Raw genomic sequence first — 16478 nt, forward strand, 5'->3', positions numbered from 1 at the left:
TAAGCGGTGCGACCCACCTGAAACCCGAATGCATTCACGGCAGGATGGGTCCCCATGCGGGGTCCGATCCATCGGCCGGCGTCGCCAGTCGGCGCTCGTTCTTTCCCGTCAGATCGATCTGGTAGAGGCCCGTTCGGCCCGAATTGCGCTCGGTCCGGAAGAACTGGATCACGCGGCCGTTGGGCGCCCAGGTCGGCGCCTCGTCCTGCCAACCGTTGGTGAGCGTGCGCACCCCGCCGCCCGAAGGCGACATGACCGAGATATTGAACGTGCTGGCGTTGGTGAACGCGATCTGGTCGCCGCGCGGGCTCCATTCGGGCGTGGCGCAGCGCCCGCCTCCGAAACTGATGCGGCGCTGGTTCGATCCGTCGGCGTTCATGACATAGCACTGCTGACCACCGGACCGGTCGCTTTCGAACACGATCTGACGTCCGTCGGGCGAAAACGAACCGCCGATGTCGATGCCGGGCGTATCGGTCAGCCGTGTGCTCGCACCGCCCTCGGCCGAAACGCGATAGATGTCGGTGTTGCCGTTGACCGCCATGGAATAGAGCACCCAGCGTCCGTCCGGCGACCAGCGCGGCGCGAACGTGGGGTTACGGCTCTGCGTGATCAGCGTCTGGCGCCCGGTCCCGATATCGTAGCTGTAGATGCGCGGATTCCCGTCGACGTAGCTGAGATAGAGCAGCTTGCGGTAATCCGGCGAGTAACGCGGGGTCAGCGCGGTGGCGCGTCCATTGGTGATAAAGCGGTGGTTCGCCCCGTCCGAATCCATGATCGCGAGGCGCTTGACCCGATTATCCTTCGGTCCGGTTTCGGCGATGTATGCGATCCGGCTGTCGAAGAACGGACTCTCGCCCGACAGCCGCGAATAGACCAGGTCGGCGCACTTGTGCGCGGCGCGGCGCCAGTCGACCGGCGGCACCACCCAGCCAGCGCGCGCCAGTTCCTTCTGCAAAGCGACGTCGTAGAGATAGCAGCCGACCGTGAGCCGTCCGTCCTCCCCGCCGCGCACGTATCCCTTGACCAGCATCTCGCTTCCGCGGCTCGTCCAGGTGGCCCAGGCCGGGTTGGTGATCTCGGGATAGCTCGGGACCGGGAGTGAGCCGGGACCGGTCGGTTTGAACAGGCCGTTGTTGCGCAGGTCGTTGAACACCACCTGCGCCAGCTCGCGCCCGAGTGCTGCCGTGCCGGCCGAATTCGCCGCGGTCGGCGCATTGCGGTCGGTAGCAAAGGCCGGGATCGCGATCCCGAGATCCTCGAGATTGCCTTCGAAACTAACCGACCCCGACAAGCCCTCTTCTTCGGTGGTTTCGACCGGGACGGTTTCGGGCGGCTTCTGCCCCAGGTCCTGCGCCGCCGCTGGGATCGCGGTCGAAAGCAAAAGCAGGGCGAGGAATGTCTTGGTCATTGCGATAGCTTCCAATCGAAACTGAATGGGCTGACGAGCTTCCATGCCTCGTAGTATTCTTCCGGCAAATCGAACGGGGCCGCGAGTTGCACGGCGCGGATCGCCTGCTCGGCGTGGCGACCGGCTTGCGCGCGGTTCACGTCATTGATCCCTGTCTGGCGGATCAGTTCGGGTCTTCCGGCCAAGCTACCGTCGGGATTGAGGCGGAACCGCAGATAGGTCGTGATCTCGTTCACGTCCGGTCCGTCGGGAGGCGACCACTTCGGCTTGATCTCTCGCGCGATAGCCTGGACCAGCGACGCCTTGGCGCTCGCGCCGATCTGGCTGGCGGGAACGCGGGTTTCGCGGGTCGTCGTGCTGTCTCCGGCTCCGGGCAGGAAGTCGGCTCCGATACGGCTACCGCCCGCAGGCCTCGGCGCCGCGCGCTCGCGGCTCGCAGGGGCATCGGGACGGCGACGGGCTTCGCTCGCCGCGCGTGCCGGCTGGGGCCGCGGCGATTGCGTGGCCCGCGCCGCAGGACGCGGCGTCGGCGGCTCGGGTCGCGGTGCTGCGGTCGCGCGCGGGACAGGTCGCGGCGTGGGAGGTTCAGGCAACGGCTGGACTGCAGATTCGACTGCCGCCGCCGGTTCCGGCGCAAGGGTGGGCGCGATCGCCGCTGCGCTTTCGGAAACCGGATCGGGCGCGGTTGCTTCGAGCCCGACGTCGGTGGCAAGATTGACCGTCATCTTTTCGACCGGCGGCACGGCTTCGCGGTTCGTCGACTGGACCAGGAACGCCGCGCCCAGCCCTATATGCAGCACCACAGCGATGCCGAGACCGATGCGCTCTTCGCGTCTGAGGTTCTCGAAAACCATCGTAATCGGGCTATGGTGCCGAAACTGAACTGTTGGTGACCAGGCTGATCGAATTGAACCCGCCGCGGTTGAGTTCGCCCATCACGGCCATCACCCGCCCATAATCGAGCGCCCGATCGGCTCGCAGCGTCACCTGCGGCGGCGTTTCCCCGCCGGTGCGCAAATCGTCCAGCGCCTGCGCCAAGCCACCTTCGGCAACCTGCGTCTCGTCGATGTAGATGTACCCCTCGCGGTCGATCGAGATGGTTACCTGATCCGGCGTCTGATCGAGCGGATTGGCGCGGCTGTCGGGCAGTTCCACCGGAACGCCGGCGTTGAGCAGCGGCGCGGTGACCATGAAGATGATCAGCAGCACCAGCATCACGTCGACGAACGGCGTGACGTTGATCTCCGCCATCGGCGTCCGACTGCGGCTGCCTCCGCGAGCGCCCGCGCGGTGCAATCCCATCGCCATCAGAGCGTCTCGATCTCGCGGCTGAGGCTCGCATGAAACCGGTCGGCGAAGCGATGGAGACGCGATTCTACCGAGTTCACCGCGTGGCCGAACCGGTTGTAAGCGATCACGGCGGGAATCGCCGCGAACAGGCCGATCGCCGTCGCGAACAGCGCTTCTGAAATGCCGGGAGCGACCACCGCGAGCGACGAATTCTGCTGCTGCCCGATTTGGAAGAAGCTGTTCATGATGCCCCAGACGGTGCCGAACAGACCCACGAAGGGCGCGACCGACCCCACCGTCGCGAGGAAATTGAGCCGGTTGGACAATTCGTCCGCCTCGGTGGCGATCTGGCCGTGCATCGCGCCTGCGAGACGCTGACGCAGCCCGTCGCGATCGGCGACGCGGCCGCCCTTCACCGATGCTCGCCATTCGCGCATGGCGGCAGCGGCCACGCGCGCGCTGGCGATGTCCTTCTTGCCCCGCTCCTTCATCAGCGTCTCGAAGCTGTCGGCCTCCCAGAAATCCGTCTCGTATTCGCGGCACCGACGCCGCACGGCGGCGATGCGCATCGAGAACCCGACGATGATCATCCAGACCCAGACGCTGGCGAGAAGCAGTCCCAGCATCACCGCTTGGACGACGATGTCGGCATCGAGGAACAGGCGCAGCGGATCGAGCCGTCCGGGAAGCTCCGGCGTGGCGGCGGCAAGGAAAAGCAGGTCGGTCATTCGGTTCCTTCTGCGAACTGGGTGAAAGCCGCGCGCCACGCGGCCGGCTGGCGGCGCGGTCGGCCCTGCGGATCGATGAATCCTACCCTGACGGTCTGTTCAGCAATCAGTTCATCATCGCGCATTGCCCGCTGATGAATCCGCACGCTGGCCGCGCCCAATTCTAGGCAGCGGCTTTCGATCACCACCGTGTCGTCCAGCCGTGCGGGACGCGCGTAACGAATGTGGAGATCGGCGACCGCATAGGCGCCTTCTCCTCCTTCCACCGCAACGCGCTGGTCGATCCCCAGCATCCGCACCAGATCGCTGCGCGCACGCTCGAACCAGCGCAGGTAGTTGGCGTGATAGACGATACCCGACAAGTCCGTGTCTTCGTAGTACGCGCGCACCGCGAACAGGTGGCGCGACCCGTCGATCACTCCGCCTGGAGGGTTGGGGGCCGGCGATGAAGGGTTGGCAGTCATGCGAGGCGGCGCTTAGCGGACGGGCGACTCGCGTGGCAAGCGCAGTGGGATCAAACCGGGAAATTCATCCGATCATCCTCCCCAGCGGGCGGCCGCCGAAGATGTGCGCATGGAGGTGCGGTATCTCCTGCCCGCCGTGCAGGCCGACATTGTAAAGCACCCGGTAACCCGGTTCGACCAGCCCCGCATCGCGTGCGATCTGCCCGACCGCACGGGCAAATCCCGCGATCTCCGCATCCGACGCCTGGGCCGAAAAGTCGTCCCAGCTCACATAGCTGCCCTTGGGGATCACCAGGATGTGAACCGGCGCCTGGGGCGCGATGTCGTCGAACGCCAGCGCCCACTCGTCCTCGTAGACCTTCTTCGAAGGCAATTCGCCGCGCAGTATCCGGGCGAAGATGTTGGCGTCGTCATAGGGCAGCGTGGGATCGATCGGCATCAGGTGCTCCGGCTGGCTTTTTCGTCGTGGCCCGAAGTGCCTTCCCGCCGGTCGAGCTCCGCGAGGACGTCGGCAAGCGGCACATTCTTCGCCGCCAAAAGGACGAGAAGATGGAACAGCAGGTCGGCCGCTTCGCCAGTCAATTCGTCGTTAGTGCCGGCCAGCGCGGCGGTAACAGTCTCGATCGCTTCCTCGCCCACCTTGCGTGCAATCACCGGAAGCCCGCGCGCCTTGAGGTGAGCGACGTAGCTGTCCGCAGCATCACCGGTCGTGAGCCGCCCTGCGATCGTCTGTTCGAGCCGGGAGAGAGTATCCATTCCGTCCGCATTGGCGGTTACGGCCCGTGCCGGTCAAGTGCCCGTCAATCGCGTCGCCCTCGCGAGGACTGGCGACCGATTATGACACCCAACACTCCCAAGCCGAAAAGGGGGAGATTCGACGGTTCTGCAAACCCTTCGTTTGCCGCCAGCGCGGGGCTGGACGAAACCATCAGGCAAAGAATGAATGAAGCGCGGACCACGCATTTCGTCAGCACTCTCAATCGCTTGCGAGCAACCGATCAATTTGCCGCGTCCCGCGTCGGGACGGTCAGGCGCGCGCCGGAAGTCCCGCTGCGCGCAAGGCTTCGTGGGCTTCCGCGATGGTGTGCGTGCCGAAATGGAAGATCGACGCAGCAAGGACGGCGCTCGCGTGGCCCTCGGTTACACCCTCCACCAAGTGTTGGAGCGTACCCACCCCGCCACTCGCGATCACCGGAACGCTGACCGCGTCGGCGATCTCGCGCGTCAGAGCCAGGTCATATCCGCCCTGCGTGCCGTCTCCGTCCATCGAGGTGACGAGCAGTTCGCCGGCGCCGAGTTCCGCCAGCTTCACCGCGTGCTCGAACGCGTCTAGGTGCGTCGGCTTGCGCCCCCCGTGGGTAAAGATCTGCCAGCCCGCCCCGCTGCGCCGCGCATCGATGCTGGCGACGACGCACTGGCTGCCGAACCGGGCGGCGATCTCGCCCACCAGTTCGGGCCGCGCCACCGCCGCCGAATTGACCGCGATCTTGTCCGCCCCGGCTAGCAGCAGCGCGCGCGCATCCTCCACCGAACGCACCCCGCCGCCGACCGTAAGCGGCATGAAACAGACCTCGGCCGTCCGTCGCACCACGTCGAGCAGCGTCCCGCGCCCTTCGTGGCTGGCGGAAATGTCGAGGAAGCACAGCTCGTCGGCCCCGGCCCGGTCGTAGGCCTGCGCCTGCTCGACCGGATCGCCGGCATCCTTCAGGTCGACGAAGTTCACGCCCTTCACCACGCGCCCGTCGCGCACGTCAAGGCAGGGGATGACGCGGATGCGGACGGTCATGCCCGCCCCGCCATCGCGATCGCCGCGACGAGATCGAGCCGCCCTTCGTACAGCGCTCGTCCCGTGATCACGCCTTCGATCCCTTCGTTCGCATGAAGCGACAGGATGTGGATGTCGTCGAGTCCCTTCACCCCGCCGCTGGCGATCACCGGAATGTCCACCCGGCGCGCGAGGTCGAGTGTCGCGTCGATGTTCACACCCTTCAGTAGCCCGTCCCGGCCGATGTCGGTGAAAAGCAGGCTCGCGACCCCGGCGTCTTCGAACCGGCGGGCCAGGTCCGCCACCGGAACGTCGGACACGTCCGCCCAGCCTTCGGTCGCGACCATGCCGTCTTTCGCATCGACCGCGACAACGATGCCGCCGGGAAATTCTCGGGCCATGTCCTTCACGAATTCAGGGTCCTTGAGCGCGGCCGAACCCATCACCACGCGAGCCACGCCAAGATCGAACCAGCCCTCGACCGCCTCACGGTTGCGGATACCGCCGCCGAGTTGGACGTATCCGGGGAACGCGGCGATGATGCCTTCGACGGCGGTACGGTTTTCAGCCCGACCGGCGAACGAACCGTCCAGGTCCACCACATGGAGGTGCTCGGCACCCGCCTCGGCGAACAACAGCGCCTGCGCGGCGGGATCGTCGCCGTAAACGGTGGCGCGTGCCATGTCGCCTTCGGCCAGCCGGACGACTTCGCCGCCCTTGAGGTCGATCGCCGGGAAAACGATCACGGCTTCCACTCGAGGAAGCGCGCGAGCAAACCCAGCCCGTAGGCCTGGCTCTTTTCGGGATGGAATTGCACGCCCAGGATATTGTCGCGCGCGACCGCCGCGACCAGGCCGCCACCGTGATCGGTCATCGCGGCCACATCGCGCCCTTCGGCGACCGCGAAATGATACGAGTGGAGGAAATAGGCCTCGCCCTGCTCGACCAGTTGCGCGCCGTCGCGATGCGGCATGGGCATCACGTCGTTCCAGCCCATGTGCGGCACCTTGATCGCCGGATCCGTGCTTTCGATTGCCCGCACTTCGCCCGCAATCCAGCCAAGCCCCTTGGTGGTGCCGTGCTCCTTTCCACGCGTGGCGAGGAGTTGCATTCCGACGCAGATGCCGAGGAACGGCACGCCCGCGTGGATCACCCGATCCTCCAGTGCTTCGACAAGGCCCGGTATCGCCTTCAGACCGTTCGCGCAGGCCTTGAACGATCCGACGCCCGGCAGCACGATGCGCCGTGCGCCGCGGACGATCGCCGGATCGGCGGTCACATGGACGTGACCCGCTCCAGCCGCCTGCAGCGCATTGTGGACCGAGTGAAGGTTGCCCGCGCCGTAATCGATCAGGGCGATAGCTTCCGCCATCGTCAGCCGCCCAGCTGGCCCTTGGTGCTCGGCACCGCCCCGCCCTTGCGCGGATCGAGTTCGACCGCGTGGCGCATAGCCCGCGCGAAGCCCTTGTAGATGCTTTCGCATATGTGGTGGTTGTTGGTGCCGTACAGCAGCTCGACGTGAAGCGTAATGCCGCAGGCCTGCGCGACCGAATGGAACCAGTGCTCGATCAGCTCGGTATCCCACTCGCCCAGCTTTTCCTGGCTGAAACCGGCGCGCCAGACGAGGTAGGGCCGACCCGAAATGTCGAGCGCGACGCGCGAGAGGGTCTCGTCCATCGGCGAATAGGCCTGACCGTACCGGCCGATGCCGCCCTTGTCCCCGAGTGCCTGGGCGAGCGCCTGTCCGAGCGCGATCGCGCTGTCCTCGGTCGTATGGTGCTGATCGACGTGAAGGTCGCCGACGACCCTCATCGTCACGTCGATCAGCGAATGGCGGCTGAACTGCTCGACCATGTGATCCAGGAACCCGATCCCGGTCGACACGACATAGGTGCCGGTCCCGTCAAGATCGACCTCGACCTCGATGGACGTTTCGGTGGTCTTTCGTTCGATCCGGCCGGTGCGCATGGGCTGCGGCCTATACGCGCCGATGGGCCGGGTGCAAGCATTCGTGCCGCCGCTTTCCGGCTTGACCGGACGGCGCGGCGCCGCCACCTGTGCCGGCGATGACCGACGAGACGCCCGACAGCCTGATCCCTTACGACGAAATCGTGCAGGAGGCCCTGCGCGCAGTGGTGGGCCGCGTGCTCGGAGAGGTCGAAGCGGGCGGCGGAACCCTTCCCGGCAGCCACCACTTCTACATCACCTTCAAGACCGGTGCGCCGGGGGTGCAAATCCCGTCGCACCTGCGCGAAAGATTCACCGACGAGATGACGATCGTCCTGCAGAACAAGTTCTGGGACCTGAAGGTCGACGAGGACGGCTTCAGCGTCGGACTCACGTTCAACCAGATACCCGCAAAGCTCGAGATTCCGTTCGGCGCGATCACCGCCTTCGTCGATCCGGCGGTTGATTTTGGCCTTCAGTTCCAGGCAACCGTGGCCGACATGGCGCCCGAGGCGCACGATCATGCCGAGAACGACGGATCGGGCGAGCCAGGGGAACGCGGCCCTCACCCGGCCGTTACCGAAAGCGACGACGGATCGAACGTCGTAACGGTCGATTTCGGTCGCAAGAAATAACCCGGCGGCCATTGCCGCTACAAAAAGGGGGCGGCGTGGCGAAGAAGCCAACCAATCGCAGGATACCGTATCAGGAAAAGCCCGAGGCAGGCGGCGGGATATCCGACGCGGGCGGCAAGGCAGTCTCTGCCATGACGGGCAAGTCGAGCGAAGTCCCCGGCCCCAGCAGCAACCCCGCGACCAATCTCATCATCCAGGACATCGCCATCCGCGCCGGTGGTCGGCTCGTGCGGCACACTGTCGAGAAGGGATTGCTGCGGGGTCGCTATGGCGGCGACGGGGCGAAGGCGATCGTCGAGAATCGCTCGCTGATGCATACGATGGTGACATCGGTCCTCGCCCGATATGCCACCAGATCGCTGCCGGGCGCGCTGCTCGTAGGGACGGGGCTAGTCGCCAAGACCCTGTTCGATCGCAGCCAGTCGAAGCGCACCGCCCGGCGCAGCGGCGACCGTTCGCTAAAGAAGATGGCGAAGGATTGAAGCGCAAGGCTTGATTCGACGGGGCCGCCCGGCGCAAGAGCGCGCATGGCCACGTCCGACATCCAATCCCCCGCCTTCAAGCGCCGCGGGCTCATGTTCGTGCTCTCCTCGCCGTCGGGCGCGGGCAAGACCACGATCAGCCGCATGCTCCTGGCAGCGGAGCCGACGCTCAAGCTTTCGGTCAGCGTCACCACTCGCCCGCCGCGTCCGGGTGAAATCGACGGGGTGCACTATCACTTCTGCACCGATGCCGATTTCGATCGCATGGTCGAAGAAGACGATTTCTACGAGTGGGCGCACGTCTTCGGCCACCGCTACGGCACGCCCAAGGGGCATATCCGCTCCGGCCTGAAGGACGGGCAGGACTTCCTGTTCGATATCGACTGGCAGGGCACCCAGCAGCTTATCCAGAAGGACAAGCAGGACGTGGTCCCGGTCTTCATCCTGCCCCCTAGCATCGAGGAACTGCGTCGCCGGCTCGAGCACCGCGCCCAGGACAGCGCGCAGGTGATCGAGGCGCGCATGGAGCGGGCGCGCGCGGAAATCAGCCACTGGGATGCCTACGACTACGTCGTTATCAACGACGAGGTCGACGCGTGCTTCACGTCGGTCTGCGGAATTCTCCAGACCGAGCGGATCAAGCGCCGCCGCCAGACGGGCCTGATCGATTTCGTGCGCGAACTGATGGGCGGCTGACCGGACCGCCAAATTAAGCGCCGAGGTCTTTGCTTTCGCGATCAATCCGTTAGGGTACGCCCCCTGACCCCGGGGAGATCACCGTTGAAGCTTGTATCCACTTTTGCCATCGCCGTTGCGATGACCGTTGCCACGCCCGCTTTCGCCCAGACCGCTACCCCTGCGCCCGCGCCCGCCGGTGACGCACAGGCCGCGCAAGACGATCCGTTCATCTGGCTCGAGGAGGCGCGCAGCGAAGAAGCGCTGTCCTGGGTCCGCGCGCAGAACGAGCGGGTCGAGCAGACGCTCGGAAAGGATCCGCGTTTCGCCCAGCTGCAGGCAGAGGCGCTGACGATCCTCGATGCCAAGGACCGCATCCCGGGCGTGTCATTCACCCCTTATGGGCTCACCAACTTCTGGCAGGATGCGACCAACCCGCGCGGGCTGGTCCGAGTGACCACGCTCGATAGCTATCGCAGCGACAACCCCACCTGGGAAACCATCCTCGACATCGACGCGCTGGCCAAGGCCGAGGGGCGCGAGTGGGTGTACAAGGGCATGACCTGCCTGCCGCCCGCCGAGACGCGGTGCCTCGTCGCCCTGTCGGACGGCGGCAAGGACGCGACCGAACTGCGCGAGTTCGACGTGACCACTCGCAGTTTCGTAAAGGACGGTTTCTTCCTGCCTGAAAGCCAGGGCGGTGCGCAGTGGGTCGATGCCGACACCCTGCTCGTCAGCCGCGATTTCGGCGGCGGCACCGTGACCGAGAGCTTCTATCCCTTCACCACCCGCGAATGGAAGCGCGGCACGCCGCTGGCCGACGCGCCGGCAATCTTCCGCGGCGATGCGAAGGACGTCTCTTCGGGCGCCTACCTGATCCGCGATTCGGAAGGCACGATCCACGGCCGCGGGGCACGCCGGGGCGTCTCGTTCTTCGAGAGCGAGAACTTCGTCTGGCACAATGGCGAATGGCTGAAGCTCGACATGCCGAAGAAGGCGAGCTTCGGCGGGATCGTCGATGGCCGCATCCTGTTCAGCACGAACGAGGAATGGCGGATCGGAAACACGGTCTATGCACCGGACTCGATCCTTTCGGCCGACCTGGCGGAATTCAAGGCGAATCCCGACAAGGCCGCCAAGACGCTGGTGTGGGCACCGGGACCGAAGCAGACATCCCAGGGGAGCGCGATCACCAAGGATGCGCTCTATGTGAGCCTGCTGGACAACGTGCGCGGGCGGGTGCTGCGGTTCAATTTCGACGGCGGCAAGTGGACCTCCACGCCCGTCGCCCTGCCGCAGAACGCCACCGTCGGCATCGCAGCGGCGTCGGACACGACGGGCGAGGTGATGTTCTCCTCCACCGACTTCCTTTCGCCTTCGCAGCTCTGGTATTCGAACGGAACGGGCGCGCCCGCCGTGCTCAAGACCAGCCCCGAACGGTTCGACGCCACCGGCCTCAAGATCTCGCAGTTCGAAGCGACCAGCAAGGACGGGACCAAGATCCCCTACTTCGTCGTCGCCAAGGACGGCGTGAAGCTCGACGGGAACACGCCGACGCTGCTTTACGGCTACGGCGGGTTCCAGGTGCCGCAGCTTCCCGGCTATTCGGGCACGCTCGGCAAGCTGTGGCTCGAAAAGGGCGGCGCATACGTGCTGGGCAACATGCGCGGCGGCGGCGAGTTCGGGCCCGAATGGCACCAGACCGCGATGGGCGCGAACAAGCAGCGCACCTGGGACGATTTCATCGCCATCGGCGACGACGTGGTGAAGCGCGGCCTGACCAACCCGAAGCGGCTCGGCATCCAGGGCGGCAGCCAGGGCGGCCTGCTCGTGGGAACGGCGTTCACCCAGCGGCCCGACCTGTTCAACGCGGCGATCGTGGCGATCCCGCTGTTCGACATGCTGCGCCTGCACCTGATCGGCCGCGGAGCATCGTGGGTCGGCGAATACGGCGACCCGCGGATCCCCGAACAGCGCGCCTGGATCGAGGGATACTCGCCCTACCAGAAGCTGGTGAAGGGCAAGGAATTCCCGACCCCGTTCTACTGGGCCAGCACGGCCGACGACCGCACCCACCCGGCCCACGCCCGCAAGGCCGCCGCCCGGATGAGCGCCAACGGCCAGCCCTATTACTATTATGAAGACATGACCGGCGGCCACTCGGGCGGAGTCGACAACGCACAGCGCGCCAAGCTGCAGGCGTACCAGTACGTCTACCTGATGCAGCAACTCATGGATTGATGCCGATGAGAGTGTCCGCTTTCGTGCCGTGGGGTGCGAAAGCGGACTGTCGGCAAACGACCCCAAAGCAGACATCGGGCGAAGCTTCGAAATTCGTCCACATTGCGCCCTCTAAACGACCAGTGCGGCTCGCTGGCCAATCGCCTGAAATCGGCTGAGAGCGCAACTCGCGGCTTGCTCCGATCCCGCACCGCCTCCACAAGCGTCCTCGTAACGATAGGGAGAGAGAAATTGCTGTTCCACACGATGATAGGCTCCAATGACATCGAGCGATCGCGGCGGTTCTACGACGCGGTCTTGGGTGTTCTGGGGGTGCCAGAGCCGATGATTAACATTGCGGGAAGCGGACATACGCGCCTCTTCTACCCGAACCAGGGCGGAACCAACTTCATCGTCACCCAGCCGATCAACGATGAACCTGCCACCGTGGCGAACGGGAGCACCGTCGCTTTCTCGTGCAATTCGCCCGAGCAAGTTCAGCAATTTCATGATGTAGCTGTAGCCAACGGCGGAACGTCGATCGAAGACGCTCCTGGCCCGCGAGAATCCGCGATGGGTACGATACACCTGACTTATGTCCGCGATCCCGACGGCAACAAGCTTTGCGGGATTCACATCCCTGGATAAGGTTTTTCGTCCCTCGCTGGACAGGCGGACCCAGACGTTCGATTTTGCAATCGTGGACGACCGTATCGGGTCATGATCTGCCGATCTTGATTGCCCGACCGAACGGCTGCTTTCGGTTCTCGTCGCATGGAACCTGTAGTTGCGCAATCTGCCCAGCAATCGCCGCTCGGGGTGGACTCGGCCGATCTCCGCTTCCCACCCTGATTGCGGACAATCAATCGCTCAGGATCGTTTCCTGAAAACCTGCCGATCGCCGACAGGTTTCCCACCTCGCCCGCGAAACCACTTTCCTACAGACGATCTACTGTGCCCTACCCTCGCGGATGCCGCAGCCCGCGCATCGCATCCGCCGCAAGCCGGGGTTTTTTCATCCGGTGCCGCTCCGCGCGCGGCGCGACGGGTGGACGGTGGTGCGGCAGTGCGCGTTTCTCGCCCAGCTTTACTTGACCGGATCGGTCGCGGCAGCCGCGCGCGCCGTGGGCATGACGCGCGAAAGCGCGCATCGGCTGCGCAGGCGCGATGGGGCAGACAGCTTCGCGCATCAGTGGGACCGCGTTCTCACGCCGCCCGGTCGTGGACACGTAAATGCCGCCGGGCCCGCAAAGCGGAAAGTCACGCTTGGAGAACTCAACCGCCGGTTCGAGCAAGGGCTGGTCGCACCCGTGATCCACTGCGGGCGCATCACCGCGATCCGCAAAAAAGCCGACAATTCCGCGCTTCTGGAATACTTGCGCCGCACGAAAGCGATCGCGGCAAGGGTCGAGCGAGGCGACCCGGGCACATGGTGACCGGGTTTGAAAAAACAGACCGAAAGCGTGACACAGGAAGCCGCATACGGCGGCCCGTGTCACTCCGCTCAGGCAGGCTCGGCGAAGTGCGTCGGCAGGTGCGCGTTGACGATCCCGCCGTCGACCGTGACCGTTTCGCCGACGGTGTAATCGCCCGCGCGGCTCGCGAGATAGACGGCGGTGCCGCCCATGTCCCACTTGTCGCCCACACGCTTGTTGGGAATGCCCGCCGCCGAACGATCGGCGTGATCGCGCGCGGCCTTGTTCATGTTCGAAGGGAACGCGCCCGGCGCCAGCGAGGTGACGTAAATGTGATCCTTCACCAGCCGCGCGGCCATCCGCCGGGTCAGGTGTATCAGCGCGGCCTTCGACGCCTGGTAGCTGTAGGTCTCCCACGGGTTGACCCGCTGCCCGTCGACCGAGGTGATGTTTATCACCTTGGCCGGGTGCGCCTGGCTCGCCGCGGCCTTGAGCAGACCGTGCAGCTTCTGGGTCAGGAAGAACGGCGTCTTGACATTGAGGTCCATGACCTTGTCCCAGCCCTCTTCGGGGAAATCCTCGAAGTCGTTGCCCCACGCCGCGCCGGCATTGTTGACGAGGATGTCGAGCTTGCTTTCCTTCGCGGAAATCTCGCGAACCAGTTCCTCGATTCCGGCCATGGTCGATATATCGCCCTGGATCGGGATGACCTTGTCGCCGAGCTCCGCTGCCGCTTCGTGCAATTCCCCGCCCTTGCGCGCGGTGATGTAGACGCGGTCGATTCCGGCCGCGAGGAAGCCCTCGACGATCATCCGTCCGATTCCGCGGCTGCCGCCGGTTACCAGTGCCACGCGGCCCTTGAGGCCGAACATCTCTTCGAGGGTCATTTCTCTCTCCTGTCGCCCCTCCCGCCTGCGGGAGGGGAGCGAGACTTGGCAGCTTGCCTGCCTAGTCGCAGCGGGGTGGGCCTCACGGCCCACTCCCACCCCCAACCCCTCCCGCAAGCGGGAGGGGAGCCTGAATCAATACCCGCTCAGCCGCGCGACGCGGTCGGCGTGGTAGTACACGTCGCCCATGAACTCCGCGAGCGCGCGGTCGCGCTTCATGTAGAGGCCGATGTCGTATTCGTCGGTCATGCCGATGCCGCCGTGCATCTGCACGCCTTCCTTCACCGAAAGACCGGCAGCCTTGCCGACCTTGGCCTTGGCGACCGAGGCCATCAGGCTGGCGTGTTCGCTGCCTCCATCGAGCAACTGCTGCGCCTTGATCGTCGCCGCGCGGGCAATCTCAACTTCGGAATAGAGGTGCGCGGCGCGGTGCTGAAGCGACTGGAATTCGCCGATCAGCTTGCCGAACTGCTTGCGCTGTTTGAGGTAATCGACCGTCATGTCCATCGCCCCGCGCGCAACGCCGACGCCTTCGGCCGCCGCGCCGACGCGGCCTGCGTCAAGCACCTTGTCGAGAACCGCGCGGCCGCCGTCGACTTCGCCGATCACCGCATCGCCGTCGAGTTCCACCCCGTCGAGCGTCAGTTGGCTGGCCATCGAACTGTCGACCAGCCGGACCGAGTTGTGGCCAAGGCCGGCGGCATCCCGGGGCACCGCGAACAGGGTCACCCCGTCCTCGTCGCTGTCCGCTCCGGCGGTGCGGGCGGCGACGACGATCATGTCGGCGCTGGCGCCGTGGACCACGAAGTCCTTCTTGCCGGTCAGCCGGAAACCGTTGCCCGACCGTTCGGCGCGCGTGGCAATCCGTTCGGGGCGGTGCTTGGCCCCTTCGTCGATCGCCACCGCGAACACGCTGTCGCCCGACACGAGGCCGGGGAGCCAGCGCCCCCTCGCCTCGTCGCTGGCGTGCGCCAGTGCGCTGGCCGCCATGACCGAACTGGTCAGGAACGGCGAGGGTGTGAGGTTGCGGCCGATCTCCTCGAGCACGATCCCGGCCTCGACATGACCCATGCCGAGTCCGCCGTCCGCCTCGGGCACGAGCAGGCCGGTGAAGCCCATCTCGGCCATCTGCTTCCACAGCGCGTGCCCGAAACCGTCCTTGCACTCGCGGTCGCGCCAGTGACGCAGCTGTTTGCCGATCGCGCCTTCCTCGCCCATGAACTGGGCTGCGGTCTCGGCCAGCATTGCCTGGTCTTCGTTATGATACAGCGGCATCGGCTCAGGCTCCGGGCAGGTCGAGAATGCGTTTGGCGACGACGTTCAGCATGACTTCGCTGGTGCCGCCTTCGATCGAGTTGGCCTTGGTCCGCAGCCATTCGCGCGCCCTTGCGCCGCCGCGGGTTTCCTCGCTGTCCCACTCCAGCGCGGTCGAGCCGCCGGCGGCCATGAACATTTCGTGGCGGCGCTTGTTAAGCTCGGTTCCGGCGTACTTCATCATGTTGGGCTGCGCGGGGTGCGCCTTGCCGACCTTGATCTCGTCGAGGAACTTTTCGCCCATGGCGGCATATGCCAGCGCGTCGACATCGAACATCGCCAGTTCGGCGCGCAGGAGGGGATCGAGTTCCCCGGAAGCGCGCTTCATCGCCGCGCCGATCGCGCTGGTGCGCGCACCGCCGTCCGCGCCCGAGATCATCTCGCGCTCGTGGCCCAGCAGATACTTGGCGACATCCCACCCGCGATTGACCTCGCCGACCTGCGCCGGGATGCCCTCACCGTACGACTTGGGCACCTTCACGTCGTCGAAGAACGTCTCGCAGAACGGGCTGTTGCCGCTGATCAGCAGGATCGGCTTGGTCGAGACGCCAGCCGATTCCATGTCGAACAGCATGAAGGTGATGCCCTGATACTTGTTCGCCTTGTCTGTGCGGACGAGGCAGAAGATCCAGTCCGCCTTGTCGGCGTAGCTTGTCCAGATCTTCTGGCCGTTGACGACCCAGTGGTCGCCCTGGTCGTCGCCGAAGGTCTGCAGGGAGACGAGGTCGGATCCGCTGCCCGGCTCGCTGTAGCCCTGACACCAGCGGATTTCGCCGCGGGCGATCTGGTTGAGGAAGTGCTTCTTCTGCCCCTCGGTACCGAAGTGCAGCAGCGCGGGGCCGAGCATCCAGATGCCGAAGCTCGACAGCGGCGGACGGGCGGAAATGCGCGCCATTTCCTCGCGTAGGACCTTGGCCTCGGCAGGCGACAGGCCGGCGCCGCCGTATTCCTTCGGCCACGAGGGAACGGTATAGCCCTTGTCGCGGCACGCCTCGAACCAGGCCTTCTGCGCGTCGCTTTTGAACGTGGCGCGGCGGCCGCCCCAATAGACGTCCTCCTCGCTCTGCACGGGTTCGCGCATTTCGGGGGGGCAGTTCGCTTCGAGCCAAGCGCGGGTTTCCGAGCGGAAGGCGTCAAGATCGGCCATCGGGAGTCTCCTCTTCTTGACGCTTACGTTAAGGCCGATTCGCGACCCGGGGCAAGGCCCGATTGGGCATTACGCCTTGCCGTAGCGTCAGCGCGTCG

General features: G+C 65.6%; 20 protein-coding genes. 6 read left to right on the plus strand and 14 right to left on the minus strand.

What is annotated here, in order from left to right; all coding sequences use genetic code 11:
- Positions 1-34: 34 nt before the first annotated feature.
- The 11 genes from tolB to hisB all read right to left on the minus strand — a co-directional run bounded on the left by tolB (position 35) and on the right by hisB (position 7626).
- Entirely contained in the window at positions 35-1411 is a 1377-nt protein-coding gene (gene tolB, locus AR323_RS06470) for a Tol-Pal system beta propeller repeat protein TolB (RefSeq protein WP_057883107.1), read from the minus strand.
- On the minus strand, positions 1408-2265 hold the full coding sequence (locus tag AR323_RS06475; RefSeq protein WP_057883108.1) for a hypothetical protein: 858 nt from the start codon (positions 2263-2265) through the stop codon (positions 1408-1410). The genes tolB and AR323_RS06475 overlap by 4 nt, the downstream gene beginning before the upstream one ends.
- Before the next feature lie 10 nt (positions 2266-2275).
- Positions 2276-2719, minus strand: coding sequence for an ExbD/TolR family protein (locus AR323_RS06480; RefSeq protein WP_057883109.1), 444 nt, complete (start codon positions 2717-2719; stop codon positions 2276-2278).
- Entirely contained in the window at positions 2719-3429 is a 711-nt protein-coding gene (gene tolQ, locus AR323_RS06485; protein ID WP_057883110.1) for a protein TolQ, read from the minus strand. Before tolQ ends, AR323_RS06480 begins: the two co-directional genes overlap by 1 nt.
- Positions 3426-3893, minus strand: coding sequence for a YbgC/FadM family acyl-CoA thioesterase (locus AR323_RS06490; protein ID WP_057883111.1), 468 nt, complete (start codon positions 3891-3893; stop codon positions 3426-3428). Before AR323_RS06490 ends, tolQ begins: the two co-directional genes overlap by 4 nt.
- A gap of 64 nt (positions 3894-3957) precedes the next feature.
- A complete protein-coding gene (locus AR323_RS06495) occupies positions 3958-4332 on the minus strand; it encodes a histidine triad nucleotide-binding protein (protein WP_057883112.1) in 375 nt (124 codons plus the stop codon).
- Positions 4332-4649, minus strand: coding sequence for a phosphoribosyl-ATP diphosphatase (locus tag AR323_RS06500; RefSeq protein WP_057883113.1), 318 nt, complete (start codon positions 4647-4649; stop codon positions 4332-4334). The genes AR323_RS06495 and AR323_RS06500 overlap by 1 nt, the downstream gene beginning before the upstream one ends.
- Positions 4650-4920: 271 nt before the next feature.
- The gene (hisF, locus tag AR323_RS06505) at positions 4921-5679 is read right to left on the minus strand and encodes an imidazole glycerol phosphate synthase subunit HisF (protein ID WP_057883114.1); all 759 of its coding nucleotides are present in this window, start codon (positions 5677-5679) and stop codon (positions 4921-4923) included.
- Complete coding sequence (gene hisA, locus AR323_RS06510; protein ID WP_057883212.1) at positions 5676-6404, minus strand: 1-(5-phosphoribosyl)-5-[(5-phosphoribosylamino)methylideneamino]imidazole-4-carboxamide isomerase; 729 nt, start codon at positions 6402-6404, stop codon at positions 5676-5678. The genes hisF and hisA overlap by 4 nt, the downstream gene beginning before the upstream one ends.
- Complete coding sequence (hisH, locus tag AR323_RS06515; RefSeq protein WP_057883115.1) at positions 6401-7030, minus strand: imidazole glycerol phosphate synthase subunit HisH; 630 nt, start codon at positions 7028-7030, stop codon at positions 6401-6403. The genes hisA and hisH overlap by 4 nt, the downstream gene beginning before the upstream one ends.
- 2 nt (positions 7031-7032) lie before the next feature.
- Positions 7033-7626, minus strand: a complete 594-nt coding sequence (hisB, locus tag AR323_RS06520) for an imidazoleglycerol-phosphate dehydratase HisB (RefSeq protein WP_057883116.1) — start codon at positions 7624-7626, stop codon at positions 7033-7035.
- A 98-nt stretch (positions 7627-7724) separates the two neighbouring features.
- Here hisB and AR323_RS06525 point away from each other — a divergent pair, with 98 nt between their 5' ends.
- The 6 genes from AR323_RS06525 to AR323_RS06550 all read left to right on the plus strand — a co-directional run bounded on the left by AR323_RS06525 (position 7725) and on the right by AR323_RS06550 (position 13053).
- Positions 7725-8240, plus strand: a complete 516-nt coding sequence (locus tag AR323_RS06525; protein ID WP_057883213.1) for an SspB family protein — start codon at positions 7725-7727, stop codon at positions 8238-8240.
- Positions 8241-8275: 35 nt separating this feature from the next.
- Positions 8276-8722, plus strand: a complete 447-nt coding sequence (locus tag AR323_RS06530) for a hypothetical protein (RefSeq protein ID WP_057883117.1) — start codon at positions 8276-8278, stop codon at positions 8720-8722.
- A 45-nt stretch (positions 8723-8767) separates the two neighbouring features.
- A complete protein-coding gene (gene gmk / locus AR323_RS06535) occupies positions 8768-9418 on the plus strand; it encodes a guanylate kinase (RefSeq protein ID WP_057883118.1) in 651 nt (216 codons plus the stop codon).
- 120 nt (positions 9419-9538) lie between these two features.
- Positions 9539-11638, plus strand: a complete 2100-nt coding sequence (locus tag AR323_RS06540) for a prolyl oligopeptidase family serine peptidase (protein ID WP_083495262.1) — start codon at positions 9539-9541, stop codon at positions 11636-11638.
- A gap of 231 nt (positions 11639-11869) precedes the next feature.
- Complete coding sequence (locus AR323_RS06545; RefSeq protein WP_057883120.1) at positions 11870-12265, plus strand: VOC family protein; 396 nt, start codon at positions 11870-11872, stop codon at positions 12263-12265.
- Between the two features lie 323 nt (positions 12266-12588).
- On the plus strand, positions 12589-13053 hold the full coding sequence (locus tag AR323_RS06550; protein WP_057883121.1) for a hypothetical protein: 465 nt from the start codon (positions 12589-12591) through the stop codon (positions 13051-13053).
- A 68-nt stretch (positions 13054-13121) separates the two neighbouring features.
- Here the strand turns inward: AR323_RS06550 and AR323_RS06555 are convergent, their stop codons facing one another.
- The 3 genes from AR323_RS06555 to AR323_RS06565 all read right to left on the minus strand — a co-directional run bounded on the left by AR323_RS06555 (position 13122) and on the right by AR323_RS06565 (position 16380).
- Positions 13122-13919, minus strand: coding sequence for an SDR family NAD(P)-dependent oxidoreductase (locus AR323_RS06555; protein WP_057883122.1), 798 nt, complete (start codon positions 13917-13919; stop codon positions 13122-13124).
- 135 nt (positions 13920-14054) lie between these two features.
- Positions 14055-15194, minus strand: a complete 1140-nt coding sequence (locus AR323_RS06560; RefSeq protein ID WP_057883123.1) for an acyl-CoA dehydrogenase family protein — start codon at positions 15192-15194, stop codon at positions 14055-14057.
- Positions 15195-15198: 4 nt separating this feature from the next.
- Positions 15199-16380 carry an acyl-CoA dehydrogenase family protein gene (locus AR323_RS06565; RefSeq protein WP_057883124.1) on the minus strand — a complete coding sequence of 394 codons (1182 nt, stop codon included), beginning with the start codon at positions 16378-16380 and terminating at the stop codon, positions 15199-15201.
- Positions 16381-16478 lie beyond the last annotated feature (98 nt).

Origin of the sequence: Tsuneonella troitsensis (genome assembly GCF_001441535.1) — a bacterium.
Classification (GTDB): Bacteria; Pseudomonadota; Alphaproteobacteria; order Sphingomonadales; family Sphingomonadaceae; genus Tsuneonella; species Tsuneonella troitsensis.